The following is a 17525-nucleotide window of genomic DNA, read 5'->3' as shown; positions in this document are numbered from 1 at the left end:
CCCCGGGCCGCGCGGCGGCCCCCCACCGGGGGGGGGGGGCGGCCGTCCGTCGTTGGGGCTCAGGCCGTCAGGCCGCGCACTCCGAGCAGATCTGCTGCCCGTTCTTCTCGTACGCGAGCTGGCTGCGGTGGTGCACGAGGAAGCAGCTCGAGCAGGTGAACTCGTCAGCCTGTCGAGGCAGCACGCGGACCGAGAGCTCTTCGCCGGAGAGGTCCGCGCCCGGGAGCTCGAACCCTTCCGCTGCTTCGGTCTCGTCTTCGTCCACAACGCCCGAGCTCTTGTCGGAGCGACGGGCCTGCAGCTCTTGGATCGAGTCCTCGCTGAGATCCTCTTCGCTCTTGCGGGGGGCGTCGTAGTCAGTTGCCATCTGTGGGGTCACACTCCGGAACGTCGTGGGTCGAACATGGGGGTCGTTCGGTCCGGCGAAGGCCGTCGAACAGGCACTCCGTAGGACGCGCAATCTGGACGTCCTGACTGGTGTACGCGGTGTAATGCTCTGCTACCGAGAATTGTTCCCGGTGGCGAACGGATTCTGCACCATTTACCGCGCGGGCGCACCCTCAGCCTCGGGTGTTCCTCGTCACCCTCCCGACGATCCCGACGATCCGCTCATCGGCCCACGTCGGAATCCGCTCCTGCGGCCTCCAGCAGCGCGACCAGCGAAGACACCGACTGCGGGGCCCCGGCGACCGTCATCTCCGCCCCGGCGGCGCGCCCGCGCAGGCCGGTCACTGCGGCCCCGGCCTCCTGGGCCACGAGCGCCCCGGCAGCCAGGTCCCAGGGGTTCAGGCCGCGCTCGTAGTACAGGTCCAGGCTGCCGGACGCGACCAGGCACAGGTCGATCGCGGCCGAGCCGAGGCGACGGATGTCGCGCACCTCCGGGAGCACCTCCACGAGCACCTGCGCCTGGCGCCGACGGCGGTCCGCGTCGTACCCGAAGCCCGTCCCGACGAGCGACGTCGCGAGCGGGCCCGCGGGGTTGACCGCCACGGGCTCGCCGTCGAGCGTCGCCCCTTCCCCGCGTCCGGCGGTCCAGGTCCGGTCGTCGACGACCGAGTGCACCGCGCCGGCGAGCGCGGTCCACCGCTCCGGGTCGGGCGGTCCCGCGACCACGGCCACCGAGATCGCGTAGGACGCCACGGAGTACAGGTAGTTGACGGTGCCGTCGATCGGGTCGATGACCCACGTCAGGCCGGACGTCCCGGCGGACGCCCCCTCCTCCTCGCCCAGGATCGCGTCGTCGGGACGCTCCCGGGCGATGATCCGGCGCAGCAGGGCCTCGGACTCGGCGTCCATGGCCGTCACGACGTCGACCGCGCTCGACTTGGTCGCCGCCACCTCGACGCGCTCGGGCCGGCCGTCGCGCACGAGCGCCCCGGCCTCCCGGGCCATGCGCTCGGCGAGAGCGCGCAGCCCCGCGATCGTGACGTCGTCGGGCAGGCGCAGGTCGTCGCTGAAGGTGCTCACGCCTCACATCCTGCCCGATCCCGCTCCTCCTCGACGCCCCGACCACGGCCCCGGGACCGTCCACCCCAGGCGCAGCGAGATCAGCCGGAAGCCGAAGATCAGCGCGATCGTCGCGAGCTGGCTCCACAGCGTGAGCCACCCCTGGGTCCACAGCACCGCAGTGATCGACGCGCCCACGAGGGCCGGGACCGCGTACAGCTGCCGGTCCTGCAGGATGAGCGGGGACTCGCTCGTGAGCAGGTCGCGCAGGATCCCTCCCCCGATCCCGGTCAGGGTCCCGACGATGATCGCCGCCATCATGCCCACGCCGTACTCGAGGCCCTTGGTCGTGCCGACGATCACGAAGAGCGCGAGGGCCCCGGCGTCGAGCACCACGATGCCCCGCCGCATCCGTTCGAGGCGCGGGTGGAAGAAGTAGATGACGCCGCCCGCCGCCAGCGCCGCGACCACCAGGCGCCAGCTCGAGATCCCCACGGGAGGCGTCGCACCGATCATCACGTCGCGCAGGATCCCGCCGCCCAGGCCCGTCGCCCAGGCGAGCACGAGGACCCCGAAGATGTCGAAGGACTTGCGGATCGCGGACAGCCCGCCGGACAGAGCGGCGCAGAACACGGCGCCCAGCTCGAGGGCGTCGTACATGGGGAACTCGATCACGGGGAGAATCATCCCAGCAGACCCCGGAACGCGGCACACCGAGCCGCCTGCGCCGCGTGGGCTCACCGGGATGGCACTCTCGGGAGTGCAGGCCCACCGGCGACGAGCCGGTCTGCACGGCGTTGGAGGATTCATGAACGAGCTCGAGCTGGTGAGGTTGCACGAGGACGGGGAGACCCTCGTCCTCGCCGGGGCGGACGGTGCGCGGTTCACCCTGCCCATCGACGACGCGCTGCGCGCCGCGGTGCGCAGCGACCGCACCCAGCTCGAACAGCTGCGCGCCCAGGCCCCCGGTGTCCTCCCGGTGCGCGAGATCCAGTCCCAGCTCCGGGCGGGGCACAGTGCGCGGGAGGTCGCCGAGAAGGCGGGGATCCCGATCGAGCAGGTGCGCCGCTTCGAGGGGCCCGTGCTCGCCGAGCAGGAGTTCGTCGTCGAGCAGGTGCGCAAGAACCGGCTGGGCCACGACGAGGACTCGCCCACGCTGGGCGAGATGGTCACCGAACGCCTGACCGCCCGCGGCGTCGAGCCCGAGGACGTCGAGTGGTCCGCCGCCCGCCCTCACGGCGGGGCATGGACCGTCACGGCGCTCTTCCTCATCGGTGACCGCGCACGCAGCGCCCGGTGGTCGTACGACCCGCAGGCGCGCTCGCTGCACGCGCTCGAGGACGAGGCCCGCTGGTTGTCGGGCACGGCTCCGGAGGACGAGCCCGCCCGAGGCGTGCGCGGGGCCATCTTCGACCACGCGGCACGCGGCGGCGGGCAGGCCACGTCGGCGGCGTCGGCGGAACGGTCCGGGGCGCGCGAGGCCGGGCCTGAGGGACGAGGCCGGGAGGACGACGGCGCCCGGGGCGTCGAGCCCCTCCCCCTGCACGACGAGACGACCTCGATCCTCGACGACCTCAGCCTGCGCCGCGGGGTGCGTCAGCACCGCGACGACGAGCCCTCCCTCTTCGAGGGCTTCGGCCCTCCCCAGACGTTCGACCTGGGCCAGGGCGCGTCGCGTCGCGACACCCCCCGCGCGGAGGAGGAGCCCGAGGGCGCCAAGGTCTTCACCCTGGGCCAGGGACCCCGCCAGGGCTCGCACCGCGGGCCCGACGACGGCGCTCACCCCTCGCGGTCGGGGCACCGGGAGCCGTCAGCAGGCAGGGACGACCCCCGTGACCCCTCCGAGGAGCCTCCCGACCAGGAGGCCCGGGAGAACCACCCCGCCGGGTCGGGCCGCACCGCGGACAGCCCCTCCGGGCACGCGGACCGGGAGCCCGGCTCCGACACCGAGCACGGAGACGCCCAGGCGCCGGTCGGCACCGTGCGCGCCGGCCGCGACGCGCCCGGCGACCGAGGAGAGCAGTCCCGTCACGGGGCCGAGCCCCGCCGCAGCGGGCGCAAGCCTCGGGCGAGCGTGCCCAGCTGGGACGAGATCGTGTTCGGCGCCAAGCCCGAGCACTGACCCGCCCGCCCCGCCTCAGGCGGCGCCGGGGTCGGACGGGAGGTCGAGGGTCAGGGCGTCGGCCGGCATCGAGCGGAGCCTCGCCGAGACAGACGTCATGCGCCGCATGTGGTGTCGCCGGCACAGGACCTCGTACGCGATCTCGCTCGCACTGTCGGTGTCGCCCACCACGACCTGCTCGCCCTCGACGACCATCCAGCCGTCGACCGTGCGCGCGTTGTGCGTCGCGCGCGCCCCGCACCAGCACAACGCCTGCACCTGGAGCACCTCGACGCGGTCCGCGAGCTCGATCAGCCGCGCGGACCCCGGGAAGAGGTGGCTGCGGAAGTCCGCGGTGATGCCGAACGCGAAGACGTCGATCTCGACCTCGTCGACGAGCCGCGCGAGCTGCTCGACCTGAGCGGTCGAGTAGAACTGGGCCTCGTCGCAGATCAGGTAGTCGACCGTCTCGCCGTGCCGCCGCGCGTCCACGACGAACGTCCAGAAGTCGGTCTCGTCGCGGACCTCGTGCGCGGCGACCTCGAGCCCGAGGCGCGACGAGAGGCGGTCGGTGCCGGCCCGGTCGTTGCGCGAGAACTTGAGCCCCGACCGACCGCGCGCCGCGTGGTTGTGGTCGAGCTGCAGGGCGAGGGTGGACTTGCCGCAGTCCATCGTGCCGGAGAAGAAGACCAGCTCTGCCACGGTCGTGGGCCTTTCGTGTTCGGGGTTCGGTCCGCTGCGGGGGGCTCGGGCGCTCGGGTGGCGCTCGGGGGGCGGCCGGGGCGGGTCGTGCTCGGGCGGGCGTGCTCAGGTGGTCGTGCTCAGGTGGTCGTCACGAGCAGCGGGACCTGCATCTCCGTGCGGGTCAGCGACCCGTGCACGCCCACGAGCTGCAGGGACGCCGCGGTCTGCGTGCGCGAGTCCACGACCGTGGCCCGTCCGCGCATCGCGACGACGACGTCGCCGATCATGGGCAGCACGTGCTCCGCGACGGGGCCGAACCAGCCGGCCGCGACGGCGTCCTCGCGCAGCGCCACGAGCGCCTCCTCCCCCAGGACGGCCGCCCAGCGCGCTGCGACGGCAGGTGCTTGGTCCCCGCGCGCGTACACGTGCACCGCGCGGGGCTCGCCGCCCACGAGCTCCACGCCGCGGGCCAGCTCCGGGGTCGTCGCGACGTCCCAGCGCTTCGAGCGGTCGACGTCCACCATGCCGTGGTCGGCCGTGACGAGCAGCAGGGTGCCGTGCGGCAGCGAACGGGCCAGACGACCGAGCTCGCGGTCGAGGTCCGAGAGCGCGTCGCCCCACTGCCGCGACCGCCAGCCGTGGTGGTGGCCGGCCTTGTCGACGTCTCCCCAGTAGAGGTACACGAGGCCGGGGGCGGTGAGCTCGAAGGCGACGGTGTCGACCCGGTCCGCGATGGACTCGGCCGCGAGGTAGCGGGCGCCGCGCAGTGCGGCCACGGTCATGCCCGAGCCCGCGAACCGGGCGGGCCCCACCGACGAGACCTCGACCCCCGCGGTGGCCAGGCGCTCGAGCACGGGGGGTTCCTGCTGGAGCTCGCGCGGCGCCGTCGCGCCCTCCCACGAGACCATGTTCGCGAGGCGCCCCGAGGTCGCGTCGCGCTGGGTGTAGCCCAGCATGCCCGTGCGGCCGGGAGAGGTGCCCGTCCCGAACGTGCCGATCGCCGCGGCGGTCGTGCTGGGAAAGCTCGACGTGAGGACGCGCGAGGAGCCGAGCAGCGAGCGCAGGAACGGCGCGTGGCCGGCACGCTCGCTGAGGTTCGCGTGGCCCAGGCCGTCGACGAGCACCACGCACACGCGGTCGGCGACGGGCAGACCGAGGTCCGTGCGGGCCTGGGTCGAGGCGGTCCCGGTCGCGGTCACGAGGTCCACGCCCAGGGCCCCCGCCGCACCGGGGAGCACCGAGCTCAGCGCGAGGCCGTCGTACCGAGGAGCGAGCAGACCGTCCGGGAGGACCTCCGGCACGACCGTCACCTGGTCGCCCGGCCCGTGCCGTGGGTCGTCGCGGTCGACAGGGCCCGGGCGAAGGCGAGCGCGTTGCGCACCGCGTCCCGGCCCTCGGCCTCGGCGCTCACGCGCACCACGATGTCGTCGGGCGTGATCTGGCCCGTGAGGCCGTGGTCGGCCTCGCAGCCGGGGTCCGGGCACTGCGCGGGCTCGAGGTCCACCCGGGAGACGGCCCCCCAGCCGATGGCCAGGGTCACCTCGATGGGCGGCGTGCCGCTGCGGTGCTTCTCCGGGTCCAGGACCACGTGGGACAGCGAGACCGAGCGGAGCTCGGAGATCGGCACGGACTCGGTCGTCGCGGCGGCCGAGGCGGACGGGTTCTCGCTGTCGGCGGGATGGTCGTCGACGTGCGCGGTGATGAGCCGGGTCGGTGTCAGGACCAGGACGGTCAGATGGCGGCGGACCTCGACGTCGAACGTGGTCTCGACGTAGACCAGGTGGGACACGAGGTCCTCGTCCGCGATCGCGACGTCGAGGACGTCCTGCACGAGCTCGGGGTAGTAGCCGGCGCGGCGCAGCTGGGAGGTCAGGTCGGTCCGGGAGGGAGATTCAGCAGATGGCACCCGGGCATTCTCCCACCGCGCGGTGCGGCGGTGCCAGCCCGCTCCGCGCGCTCAGCCCGGGAGAGCGCGCCGCAGGGCGTCGGCTCGCTGCGCCCCGGCCACCTGGACGCGCGCGCTGAGCACCGCCGCTCCGTGCTCGGCGACCACGACGGGGTAGAGCTCGACGCTGCGCAGCTCGGGCAGCTCGTCGGCCATGAGGGACATGCGCGCGAGCAGGTCCTCGAGCGCCGCGGTGTCCGCGACGGGCGCCCCCATGTACCCGAAGAGACGGGGCGCGGCGCGGACGGACCGGACCATCGCGGCGATGTCCGTGTCCGTGAGCGGCGGCACGCCGTAGCTCACGTCGCCCAGCAGGTCGACCGCGTCGCCCGCGAGGCCGAACGACACCACGGGGCCGAACAGCTGGTCCTCGGTCGAGCGCACGACGCACGCGACCCCTGCGTCGGCCATGCGCTGGACCTCGAAGGGTGCGGGTCCGGCGACCTGCCCGTCGGGGTCGTCCCCTGGCTGGGCCGGGGCCGCGCGGCCGCGGGTCGGCAGGACGGCGGCGAGGGCCGCACGCATCTGGTCGACGTCGTCGCGCAGCTCGTCCTCGTCACCGATGTCGAGGCGCACCCCGCCGAGGTCCGCGCGGTGACGGAGGGACTCGGCCGTGCTCTTGAGCGCGACGGGCCAGCCGATCTCGTGCGCCGCGGCCACGGCCTCGTCGGCCGTGCGCACGCGGCGCGAGGGCCACAGCTCGATGCCGTACGCCGCGAGGAGCTCCGACGCGGTCTGCGCGTCGAGGTCGACCACGGTGTCCCCGGCGAGGGCTCCCTCGACGATCGCGCGGGCCCGGTCCGAGTCGACGCCGGCGGGCCGGTCGACCGTGCCGTGGTCGGCCTCGCGCCACCGTGCGTAGCCCACCACCGCGCCGACGGCCGCGACCGCGTCCTCGGGGGTCGAGTAGGCGGGCACGTGGACGCGCGGGCCGTCGGGGTCCGCGGGGTCGGGCGCGCTGAGCTCGTCCGCGAGCCCGTGCAGCCCCAGGACGCTCGCGACCGTGGTGCGCCCGCTCGCCGCCGCCGCACGGGCCACGGCCCGGGCGACCGTGCCGACGCGGGGGCGCACCGTGGGGACGTGCACCGCGACCACGACGTCGCACGCGTCCGGTGCGTAGAGCGCCGCGACCGCGGTGTCGACCTGCTCGTCGTCGGCGTCCTCCGGCAGGAAGGTCGACCGGTCGGAGACCACGAGCCCCGCGGAGACCACGGCTTCCGCGACGAGCGCGGTCAGCGCGGCCGACGACGCGAGGATCCCGATGCGGCGCCCGGACGGCAGCGGCTGGTTCGCGAGGAGCTGGGCGATGTCGACGAGGTGGTGCGTGTTGTCGGCGTGGATCACGCCGGACTGGCGCAGCATCTCGTCGAGCGTGCGCCGCGGGGCGCGGGTCGAACGGACCGCGTGCCCGGGCGGCACGACCTGCCCCGATCGTCCGGCGGTCACGACCACGACGGGCTTGACGGAGGCCAGCCGACGGGCGATCCGGGAGAACTTGCGCGGGTTGCCGATCGACTCGAGGTACAGGCACACGACCGAGGTCTCCGGGTCGTCCTGCCAGAACTGCATGAGGTCGTTGCCCGACACGTCCGCGCGGTGCCCGGCGGACACGAACGACGAGATGCCGATGCCGCGGCGCAGCGCCGTCGCGAGCAGCGTCACGGCCGTGGGCGCGGACTGGCAGAAGATCCCGATGCTGCCCGCAGGAGGCACGACCTCCGCGAGGCTCGCGTTGAGCCGGTGCCCCGGGTGCGTCGTCAGGAGGCCGTACGTCGCGGGGCCCACGACGCGCATGCCCGCGGTGTGCGCGGTGCGCAGGAGGTCGCGCTGGAGCGCCAGACCGTCCGGCCCGGTCTCGGCGAAGCCCGCGGAGAGCACGACGACGGCGCGCACCCCCAGGCGTTCGAGCTCGGCCGTGGCGGCGATCGCCTCGCGCGGCGGCAGGGCGAGGAGCGCGAGGTCCACGGGTCCGGGGACGTCCGCGATGCCGGCCCGGTGACGGACGGCGGGGAGCGGCTCGTCGTCGAGCTCGGCGACCGGCTCCTCGACCGGGGCCGTGGCCGTACCCACCACCTCGAACGTCGCGTCGCCGGGGTCGGCCAGCGCGTTGGCGAGCACGCGCTCGGCCAGGAGCCGGTCCGCGGTGCCGGGCGCCGCCGTCGGGCCGGGGCCCACGAGCAGGACCCGGCGTGCCGTGAGCAGGCCGTGCATGGACCGTGCCTCCGCACGGTGCTCCCGGTCCGCCATGACCTCCCGCGAGCGGTCCGTCGGGTCGAGGTCGACGCTCACTGCCACGATGCCGTCGTCGACGTGCTGGCTCACCACGTAGCCGGCCTCCTGGAAGACCGCGAGCATCTTGCCGTTCTGCGGCAGGACCTCGGCCGTGAACCGGCGCACGCCCCGCTCGCGGGCCGCGGCGGCCAGGTGCTCGAGGAGAACCGACCCGAGCCCGCGCCCCTGCTCGGCGTCGGCGATGTTGAACGCGACCTCGGCCTCGTGCGGCGTGACCTTGTCGAAGCGCGCGACGCCGATGATGTCCTCGCGCAGGTCCTCCCCCACGCGCTTGACCGCGACGAGCGCCACCCGCTCGGAGTGGTCGACGACCGTGAAGCGCCGCAGGTCGCGGTCGGAGAGCCGCTCGATGTTCGCGAAGAAGCGCAGGTACGTCGAGCGCTCGCTCTGCCCCATGTGGAAGCGTTGGAGCGCGTCCGCGTCGGAGGGCCGGATGGGACGGACGTGGGTCGTGGTGCCGTCCCGCAGCACGACGTCGGCCTCCCACTCGACCGGGTACTCGGCCGACCGCGGTGTCGGGCCTGGTCCGGCCGGGACGTCGTGTCCGTTCACCCGGCCTAGGCTACTGGTCGGCGAGCACGCTGGTCGGCGGCACGCCCGGCACGCGGGAGAATGTGAGGCCGGATGTCGGTGCCCCGCGCTACCGTTCGCCGACGAGCGCGCGTGCCCGGCCGTCAGACCGGCCGGCAGCGCGCCGGCCGCCCCGCCCGACCCATCGACCCGCAGGAGCCCGACGACCCATGGCGCGCAGACCGTCCGCCTCGAAAGCCCCGCTCGACCCGAGCGAGGTCCACGAGAAGATCATCGACATCGACGTCACGACGGAGATGGAGGGGTCCTTCCTCGAGTACGCGTACTCGGTCATCTACGCCCGCGCCCTGCCGGACGCGCGCGACGGGCTCAAGCCCGTGCAGCGCCGCATCCTGTTCCAGATGTCCGACATGGGCCTGCGCCCGGACCGCGGCCACGTGAAGTCGGCGCGCGTCGTCGGCGAGGTCATGGGCAAGCTGCACCCGCACGGCGACACCGCGATCTACGACGCCCTGGTCCGCCTGGCCCAGCCGTTCTCGCTGCGTCTGCCCCTCGTCGACGGGCACGGCAACTTCGGGTCGCTCGACGACGGTCCTGCCGCCCCGCGGTACACCGAGGCCCGGCTCGCGAGCGCCGCGATGGCCATGACGGTCGGGCTCGACGAGGACGTCGTCGACTTCATCCCCAACTACGACAACAAGCTGACCCAGCCCGAGGTCCTGCCCTCGGCGATCCCCAACCTGCTCGTCAACGGCGCCGCGGGCATCGCGGTCGGCATGGCGACCAACATGGCCCCGCACAACCTGGTCGAGGTCGTCGCCGCTGCCCAGCACCTCATCAAGCACCCGAACGCGGACCTCGACGCGCTCATGCGCTACATCCCCGGGCCGGACCTGCCGGGCGGCGGCAAGATCGTCGGCCTCGACGGCATCCGCGACGCCTACCGCACGGGCCGCGGCTCGTTCCGCACCCGGGCCACGGCCCGCATCGAGAACATCACGGCCAAGCGCAAGGGCATCGTCTTCACCGAGCTCCCCTACCTGGTGGGCCCCGAGAAGGTCATCGAGAAGATCGCCGAGGGCGTGAAGTCCAAGAAGCTCGTGGGCATCACCAACGCGACCGACCTCACCGACCGCGCCCACGGGCTGCGCCTCGTCGTGGAGATCAAGACGGGCTTCAACCCCGAGGCCGTGCTCGAGCAGCTCTACAAGGTCACGCCCCTCGAGGACTCGTTCGGCATCAACAACGTCGCGCTCGTCGACGGCCAGCCCCGCACGCTGGGTCTGCGCGAGCTGCTCACGGTCTGGGTCGACCACCGCATCGACGTCGTGCGCCGCCGTTCGTCGTACCGCCTCACCAAGCGCAAGGAACGCCTGCACCTGGTCGAGGGCCTGCTGCTCGCGATCGTCGACATCGACGAGGTCATCCAGGTCATCCGCTCGAGCGACGACACGGACACGGCCCGCACCCGCCTGCGCGAGGTCTTCGACCTCTCCGAGCCCCAGGCCGAGTACATCCTCGAGCTGCGCCTGCGCCGCCTGACCAAGTTCTCGCGCCTGGAGCTCGAGAAGGAGCAGGAGGCGCTGCGCCTCGAGATCGCTCAGCTCGAGGAGATCCTGGGCGACGACGCCAAGCTCCGCGCGGTCGTCTCGGCGGAGATGAAGGAGGTCGCGAAGGTCTTCGGCACCCCGCGCCGCACCATCCTCCTCGAGTCCGCGGGCGCCTCCCCCACGTCCGCGCAGGGCGTGCTGGGCACCGTCTCGGCCGTGCCGCTCGAGGTCGAGGACACCCCGTGCTGGGCGCTGCTGTCCGCGACCGGGCTGCTGGCCCGCACGGGCGACGCGACCGAGCCCGGGACCGGCGGGCGCCGCCACTCGCACGACGCCCTGAGCGGCGCGGTGCTCGCGAGCGTGCGCAGCGACGTCGGGCTCGTGACGAGCGCAGGACGGATCGTGCGGCTCTCGGTGCTCGACCTGCCCGCGCTCCCGCCGACCGACGGCGCCCCCAGCCTGTCCGGTGGGGTGCCCCTGAGCGAGATCGTGAGCCTCGAGGCGGGCGAGAAGCCCCTGACGATCGTGTCGCTCGACCCCGACGCGCCGACCCTCGCCCTCGGGACCGCGGGCGGGGTCGTCAAGCGGGTCATCGCGGGCGACATGCCGACCAACCGGGACGCCTGGGAGGTCATCTCCCTCAAGGAGGGCGACCGCGTCGTCGGGGCCGCCCCCGTGACGGACCAGGACGAGCTCGTGTTCGTGAGCTCCGACGCGAGCCTGCTGCACTTCGACGCGTCCGCGGTCCGTCCGCAGGGGCGCAGCGCGGCCGGGATGGCCGGCATCAAGCTCGCCGCGGGGCAGCAGGTCACGTTCTTCGGCGTGATCGACGCCGCGAGCCGCGACCTCATGACCGTCGTGACGGTCGCAGGCTCCGCCGACGCCCTGCCCGGGACGCAGGCCGGGTCCGGCAAGGTCACGCCCTACGAGCTCTACCCCGGCAAGGGCCGGGCCACGGGCGGCGTCCGCGCCCACCGCTTCCTCAAGGGCGAGGACACCCTGATCCTCGCCTGGGTGGGTCGCGGGCCGGGCCGGGCCGTGGGGTCCGCGGGTCAGCCCGTCGACCTCCCCGCCGTGGACCAGCGCCGCGACGGCTCGGGCGCACCGCTCGAGGCGCCGATCACCGCGATCGGCATCGGCTGACCGGTCCCGCGGCGGAGCAGCCCGCCGACGCACCGACGGCCGTGGGGTCGACCGGATCCGTCCGGTCGGCCCCACGGCCGTCGGTGCTGGTGCCGGGGCCGCTCGCCGGCGTCAGACCGCGGGCGCGGTCGGAGCACCGCCCCCGGCGGGCCCCCCGGAGAGGTCCGCACCGGCACGGTCGCGCACGTCCCGGCGCAGGATCCCGACCGCGAGCAGCGCCTGCCCCGCGAGGTACGTGAGCATGACCCAGAACCCCGACGACAGCGGCCCGGGCACCTCGAAGCCGGGGACGAACGCGCCGAGGGCGATGAGCGCGTCGGACACGAGGAAGATCGCCCCGCCGAGCCCCGCCACCCGGTCGACCCCGGTCGACAGGACCCCCATGGACGCGAGACAGACGCCGTAGAGCACGACGGGGAGCAGCAGCGCGCCTGCGTGCGGGGCGCACAGCGCCACGAGCACCACGAGAGCGAGCGCGTACGGCACGAGCAGGAGCGGGCGGCGCAGCACGCTCCGGGCCCGCAGGGGCCAGAACGCGGTGACGTAGGCGAGCTGCGCGAGCAGGAAGAACCCGACCATGGTCAGGAACGAGGCGTCCCCGCTCGACAGGTCGGGCGCGGAGTCGCCGAGCCACGAGAAGGTCAGTGCGACGAGCGTCCAGCGCACGAGCCGCGAGCGTCGTGCGGTGCTCGTCGTCGGCCCGGCGGTCGGCGCGGCGGCCGGCCCGGCGGTCGCCGCCCACACCGCGAGCGCGAGCAGCGGCACGACGAACCACTGGGTCACGGTCGCGACCTGCTCGGCCCCGGCCAGGTGGGCCGTCAGGTGCACGGCCGACAGCAGGAGGAACGCCCCGGCCGCGAGCGCCGCGAGGGGGCGGCGGAACAGCGACGTCAACGGGACAGGGGTGCGCGAGACGCGCGAGATCGAGGCGACCACGGTGCTCCCTTTCGAAGCAGGGGGCGTCCCGGACCCCGGGCGCCCCAGCAGCGCGGCACCGTTGCCGCGCCGACCTGGGAACACGGTAGGGCCTCAGAGCTCGATCGAGTACATCCGTGAGCCGTCCTTCTTCTCGTAGCCGAGGCTCGCGTAGAGCCCGTGGGCCCCGGACGGGTTCTCGGTGTCGACGTCGAGCTCGGCGTACTCGACCCCGCCCGCCTTGTACGCGGCCATGCCCGCGCTCAGCAGCGCGACCGCGATCTTGCGCCCGCGGTAGTCCCTGCGCACCCCGAGGGTCTCGGTGTACCCGCTCGAGTACCCAGCGACGGGCCAGTCCTGCTCGTAGCGCCCGGACAGGAGGTACCCGGCCACGACGGGGCCGTCGGGCCCGGTGCTCGCGCGGGGAGCGACGCCGTCGGGCCCGGTGCTCGTGGCGGGGGTGTCGTCGACGACGAGCACGCTCCACTCGGGTGCGAACATGCTGCGGCCGTGCACCCAGGACTCGGGGGTCGCGGGCTCGCTGCCCCAGTGGTCGCGGAACGCGTCGTTGTGCGCGAGGCGCGTGGCCTCGTCGAGCTCGGGCGTCCACGGCACGACGCGCAGCCCCTCGCCCAGCGTGACCTCCGGGACGGGTAGCGAGAGGTCGCGTCGGAGGGTCGAGTAGAAGCGGGTCGCGGTGAAGCCCGCGGCCTCGAACAGGCGGCGCTCGGGCGCGTCGTCGTCCTGGACGTAGCCCGCGATCCGCGCGGGCAGCTCCTTGCCCGAGGCCGCGAGGAGCTGGCGGGCACGGGCGGTGGACCAGGCGAGGACCTGACGCCCGACGGCGCGTCCCCGCCACTGCGGGTGGACGGCGCCCTGGACGAACGCCCGCACGACCGTCGTGTCGCCGGGGCGGGTGTCGACCGACGCGTAGGCGCGCGGCTCACCGTCCGCGTCGAGCCCGACGAGGGTGTCGCGGGGCAGGTCGCGCCAGTCGCCCTCGAAGATCTCCTCGGTCTCCTCGAGCGACGTGCGGAACGGGTGCTGGTCGTGCTCCTCGACGGCCGAGACCAGGCGGAAGAGCGCGGGCGCGTCCGCGACCGCCAGGGGACGCCAGGTCAGGCCGTCGACCTGCGGGACGGGCACCTCGGCGGGTGGGGCGGCGCGCTCGGCGATCGGGGCGAGCGGCTGGCGGGTGGTGGGAGCGGAGGTCATGCGCACCACGCTAGGTCGCCGCGCCGGACGCGGCACCCTGTTTTCGCGGACGGCCCGACGGCGCCGCGACCCCCGGCGTTACAGTGCCGCTCATGTCCCACGACGCCGCCGACGCCCGATCCGCCGCCTTCTCCGAGGCCCTGCGCACCCGCGTCGTCGTGGCCGACGGCGCCATGGGGACCATGATCCAGGAGCAGGACCCGAGCCTCGAGGACTACCAGCAGCTCGAGGGCTGCAACGAGATCCTCAACGTCTCCCGCCCCGACATCATCGCGGCCGTGCACGACGCGTACCTCGCGGTCGGCGTGGACTGCGTCGAGACCAACACGTTCGGCGCCAACTGGTCCAACCTGTCGGACTACGACGTCGAGGACCGCATCCGCGAGCTCGCCGCGGCCGGTGCGCGGATCGCGCGCGAGCGCGCCGACGCGTGGTCGACGCCCGAGCAGCCGCGCTGGGTCCTGGGCTCGATGGGCCCGGGGACCAAGCTGCCGAGCCTGGGGCACACGACCTACGCGAACCTGCGCGACACGTTCGCCGAGCAGGCCGCGGGCCTGCTCGACGGCGGCGTCGACGCGATCCTCGTCGAGACGAGCCAGGACCTGCTCCAGGCCAAGGCGGCGGTCAACGGCTCGCGCGCGGCGATGCGCGACGTCGGGCGTTCGGTGCCGGTCATCGTGCAGGTCACGGTCGAGACCACGGGCACCATGCTCATGGGGTCGGAGATCGGCGCGGCGCTGACCACGCTCCAGTCGCTCGGGGTCGACGCGATCGGGCTGAACTGTGCGACGGGTCCTGCCGAGATGAGCGAGCACCTGCGCCACCTGGCCAAGCACGCCGAGATCCCGGTGACGTGCATGCCCAACGCCGGACTGCCCGTGCTGGGAGCGAACGGGGCCTCGTACCCGCTCACGCCGAGCGAGCTCGCGGCGGCCCACACCCAGTTCGTCACGGAGTTCGGCCTGGGGCTCGTGGGCGGGTGCTGCGGCACGACGCCCGAGCACCTGCGTCAGGTCGTCGAGGCCGTGCGCGCCCGTCCGGTCGCCCCGCGCAGCCCCGCGCGCGAGAACGGCGTCGCGAGCCTGTACTCGCACGTCGACTTCCACCAGGACTCGGCGTTCCTCGCGATCGGCGAGCGCACCAACGCGAACGGCTCCAAGGCGTTCCGCGACGCGATGCTCGCCGAGAACTGGGAGGAGTGCGTCCAGATCGCGCGCGCCCAGACGCGCGACGGCGCCCACCTGCTGGACGTGTGCATCGACTACGTGGGGCGCGACGGCGTCGCGGACGCCCGCGAGGTCGTCTCGCGCCTGGCGAGCGCGTCCACGCTCCCCCTCGTGATCGACTCGACCGAGCCGGCCGTGATCCAGGCGGGTCTCGAGCTGGTGGGCGGGCGCGCCGTCGTGAACTCGGTGAACTTCGAGGACGGCGACGGGCCCACGTCACGGTTCGCACGCATCATGCCGCTCGTCAAGGAGCACGGCGCCGCGGTCATCGCGCTCACGATCGACGAGGAGGGGCAGGCCCGCACGGCGTCGAAGAAGGTCGAGATCGCGTCGCGGCTCATCGACACGCTCGTGGACGAGTGGGGCGTGCGGCTCGACGACATCGTCGTCGACACCCTCACGTTCCCCATCGCGACGGGTCAGGAGGAGACGCGGCGCGACGCGATCGAGACGATCGAGGCGATCCGCGCCCTCGTCGCGCGATACCCCGGCGTGCACACCACGCTAGGCGTCTCCAACGTGTCGTTCGGCCTCAACCCCGCCGCCCGCACCGTGCTCAACTCGGTGTTCCTGGACGAGGCCACGCAGGCCGGGCTGGACTCCGCGATCGTGCACGCCGCGAAGATCCTGCCCCTCGCCTCGATCCCCGACGAGCAGCGACAGGCAGCGCTCGACCTCGTGTGGGACAAGCGCGCGTACGACGCCGAGGGCAACCTCACGCACGACCCCCTGGCCCACCTGCTCGACCTCTTCTCCGGCGTCGACTCCGCGGCCCTCAAGGACGCGCGTGCGGCCGAGATGGCCGCGCTGCCCGTGGGCCCACGCCTCGAACGGCGCATCGTCGACGGTGAGCGCAAGGGCCTCGAGGCCGACGTCGACGAGGCGCTCGCCTCCGGGCTGGGCGCCCTGCAGATCGTCAACGAGCACCTCCTGGAGGGCATGAAGGTCGTCGGCGAGCTGTTCGGCAAGGGCGAGATGCAGCTCCCGTTCGTGCTGCAGTCCGCCGAGGTCATGAAGACCGCGGTCGCGCTCCTCGAGCCGCACATGGAACGTGTCGAGGGCCAGGACTCCTCGAAGGGCACCATCGTCCTGGCGACCGTGCGCGGCGACGTGCACGACATCGGCAAGAACCTCGTCGACATCATCCTCACCAACAACGGCTACACGGTCGTCAACATCGGCATCAAGCAGTCGATCGGCGCCATGATCGACGCCGCCGAGGAGCACGACGCCGACGTGATCGGCATGTCGGGGCTCCTCGTGAAGTCGACCGTCGTCATGCGCGAGAACCTCGAGGAGCTCGCCACGCGCGGGCTCGCATCCCGCTGGCCCGTCCTCCTGGGCGGCGCGGCCCTGACCCGCACGTACGTCGAGGACGACCTCGCGGGCATCTTCCCGGGCGAGGTCCGCTACGCACGCGACGCGTTCGAAGGTCTGCGGCTCATGGAACCGCTCGTCCGCGTGGCGCGGGGAGAGGCGCGCGACGCCGTCGGGCTGCCTCCCCTCAAGAAGCGCCGGCACGCGACCGTGACCGTGACGCAGACCCCCGTCGAGGACCTGCCCGCCCGGTCCGACGTCGCCGCGGACGCCCCCGTGCCCACCCCGCCCTTCTGGGGCACGCGCATCGTCAAGGGCATCCAGCTCGCCGACTACGCCGCGTTCCTCGACGAGCGGGCCACGTTCATGGGCCAGTGGGGGCTCAAGCCCGGTCGCGGCGACGACGGAGCCTCCTACGAAGAGCTCGTCGAGACCGAGGGGCGCCCGCGCCTCAACGCGTGGCTCGAGCAGATCCGCACCGACGGGATCGTCGACCCGTCCGTGATCTACGGCTACTTCCCGGTGTGGTCGGAGGGCGACGACGTGGTCGTGGCGCACCACGGACCGGGGCTCGCGGGCATCGGGGCGCCCGACGGCGGCTCGGGCGGCCAGGCGGGCACCGAGCGGTTGCGCTTCACGTTCCCCCGGCAACGCCGCGACCGGCACCTGTGCCTCGCCGACTTCGTCAAGCCCCGCTCCTGGGTCGAGGAGACCGGGCGCTACGACGTCCTGCCCGTCCAGCTCGTGACCGTGGGCGACACTGTCGACGTCCACACCGCCAAGCTCTTCGCCGCGAACAGGTACCGCGAGTACATGGAGCTGCACGGCCTGTCCGTGCAGCTCACCGAGGCGCTCGCCGAGATGTGGCACACGCGCGTGCGCTCCGAGCTGGGAATCGGCGACGAGGACCCCTCGGACGTCCAAGGGATGTTCGACCTCGACTACCGCGGAGCGAGGTTCTCGCTGGGGTACCCCGCGTGCCCCGACATGGAGGACCGCCGCAAGGTCGTCGAGCTGCTCAAGCCCGAGCGGGTCGGTGTGGTGCTGTCCGACGAGCTGCAGCTGCACCCCGAGCAGTCGACGGACGCGTTCGTGCTGCATCATCCGGAGGCCAAGTACTTCAGCGCGTGACCCGCTCCCGTTGACATTCAACTTCGCAT

At 73.5% G+C, this 17525-nt stretch carries 12 protein-coding genes; 3 read left to right on the top strand and 9 right to left on the bottom strand.

Annotation, left to right across the window (positions count from 1 at the left end; translation table 11 throughout):
* Positions 1-67 precede the first annotated feature (67 nt).
* From H9623_RS09960 to H9623_RS09950, 3 genes are all read right to left on the bottom strand, one after another.
* Positions 68-367 carry a DUF4193 domain-containing protein gene (locus H9623_RS09960; RefSeq protein WP_030152516.1) on the bottom strand — a complete coding sequence of 100 codons (300 nt, stop codon included), beginning with the start codon at positions 365-367 and terminating at the stop codon, positions 68-70.
* Positions 368-609: 242 nt separating this feature from the next.
* Positions 610-1467, bottom strand: a complete 858-nt coding sequence (locus H9623_RS09955) for an inositol monophosphatase family protein (RefSeq protein ID WP_407671890.1) — start codon at positions 1465-1467, stop codon at positions 610-612.
* Positions 1468-1470: 3 nt separating this feature from the next.
* A complete protein-coding gene (locus H9623_RS09950) occupies positions 1471-2121 on the bottom strand; it encodes a trimeric intracellular cation channel family protein (RefSeq protein ID WP_321575378.1) in 651 nt (216 codons plus the stop codon).
* Positions 2122-2254: 133 nt separating this feature from the next.
* On the opposite strand from H9623_RS09950, the gene sepH reads away from it, so the two are divergent.
* Entirely contained in the window at positions 2255-3568 is a 1314-nt protein-coding gene (gene sepH / locus H9623_RS09945; RefSeq protein ID WP_193719896.1) for a septation protein SepH, read from the top strand.
* A 15-nt stretch (positions 3569-3583) separates the two neighbouring features.
* Here sepH and H9623_RS09940 read toward each other — a convergent pair whose 3' ends face one another.
* From H9623_RS09940 to H9623_RS09925, 4 genes are all read right to left on the bottom strand, one after another.
* On the bottom strand, positions 3584-4249 hold the full coding sequence (locus H9623_RS09940) for a thymidine kinase (RefSeq protein ID WP_193719895.1): 666 nt from the start codon (positions 4247-4249) through the stop codon (positions 3584-3586).
* 119 nt (positions 4250-4368) lie between these two features.
* Positions 4369-5532 carry an alkaline phosphatase family protein gene (locus tag H9623_RS09935; RefSeq protein ID WP_321575377.1) on the bottom strand — a complete coding sequence of 388 codons (1164 nt, stop codon included), beginning with the start codon at positions 5530-5532 and terminating at the stop codon, positions 4369-4371.
* A 5-nt stretch (positions 5533-5537) separates the two neighbouring features.
* The gene (locus tag H9623_RS09930; protein WP_193719893.1) at positions 5538-6137 is read right to left on the bottom strand and encodes a DUF5998 family protein; all 600 of its coding nucleotides are present in this window, start codon (positions 6135-6137) and stop codon (positions 5538-5540) included.
* 51 nt (positions 6138-6188) lie between these two features.
* A complete protein-coding gene (locus H9623_RS09925; protein WP_193719892.1) occupies positions 6189-9020 on the bottom strand; it encodes a bifunctional acetate--CoA ligase family protein/GNAT family N-acetyltransferase in 2832 nt (943 codons plus the stop codon).
* Positions 9021-9208: 188 nt separating this feature from the next.
* Between H9623_RS09925 and H9623_RS09920 the strand changes: the two genes are divergently transcribed.
* Positions 9209-11692, top strand: coding sequence for a DNA gyrase/topoisomerase IV subunit A (locus H9623_RS09920; protein WP_193719891.1), 2484 nt, complete (start codon positions 9209-9211; stop codon positions 11690-11692).
* Positions 11693-11803: 111 nt separating this feature from the next.
* Here the strand turns inward: H9623_RS09920 and H9623_RS09915 are convergent, their stop codons facing one another.
* Both H9623_RS09915 and H9623_RS09910 read right to left on the bottom strand, forming a co-directional pair.
* Positions 11804-12628: a lysoplasmalogenase gene (locus tag H9623_RS09915; RefSeq protein ID WP_321575376.1), complete on the bottom strand. Its 825-nt coding sequence runs from the start codon at positions 12626-12628 to the stop codon at positions 11804-11806.
* Between the two features lie 93 nt (positions 12629-12721).
* Positions 12722-13822: a GNAT family N-acetyltransferase gene (locus H9623_RS09910; RefSeq protein WP_193719890.1), complete on the bottom strand. Its 1101-nt coding sequence runs from the start codon at positions 13820-13822 to the stop codon at positions 12722-12724.
* 92 nt (positions 13823-13914) lie between these two features.
* Between H9623_RS09910 and metH the strand changes: the two genes are divergently transcribed.
* Positions 13915-17496 carry a methionine synthase gene (metH, locus tag H9623_RS09905; RefSeq protein ID WP_193719889.1) on the top strand — a complete coding sequence of 1194 codons (3582 nt, stop codon included), beginning with the start codon at positions 13915-13917 and terminating at the stop codon, positions 17494-17496.
* Positions 17497-17525: the final 29 nt, after the last annotated feature.

The organism is Oerskovia douganii (assembly GCF_015142735.1).
Taxonomy (GTDB): domain Bacteria; phylum Actinomycetota; class Actinomycetes; order Actinomycetales; family Cellulomonadaceae; genus Oerskovia; species Oerskovia douganii.
The sequence above is the reverse complement of the archived record's forward strand: the minus strand, read 5'-3'. Positions and strand labels throughout refer to the sequence as shown.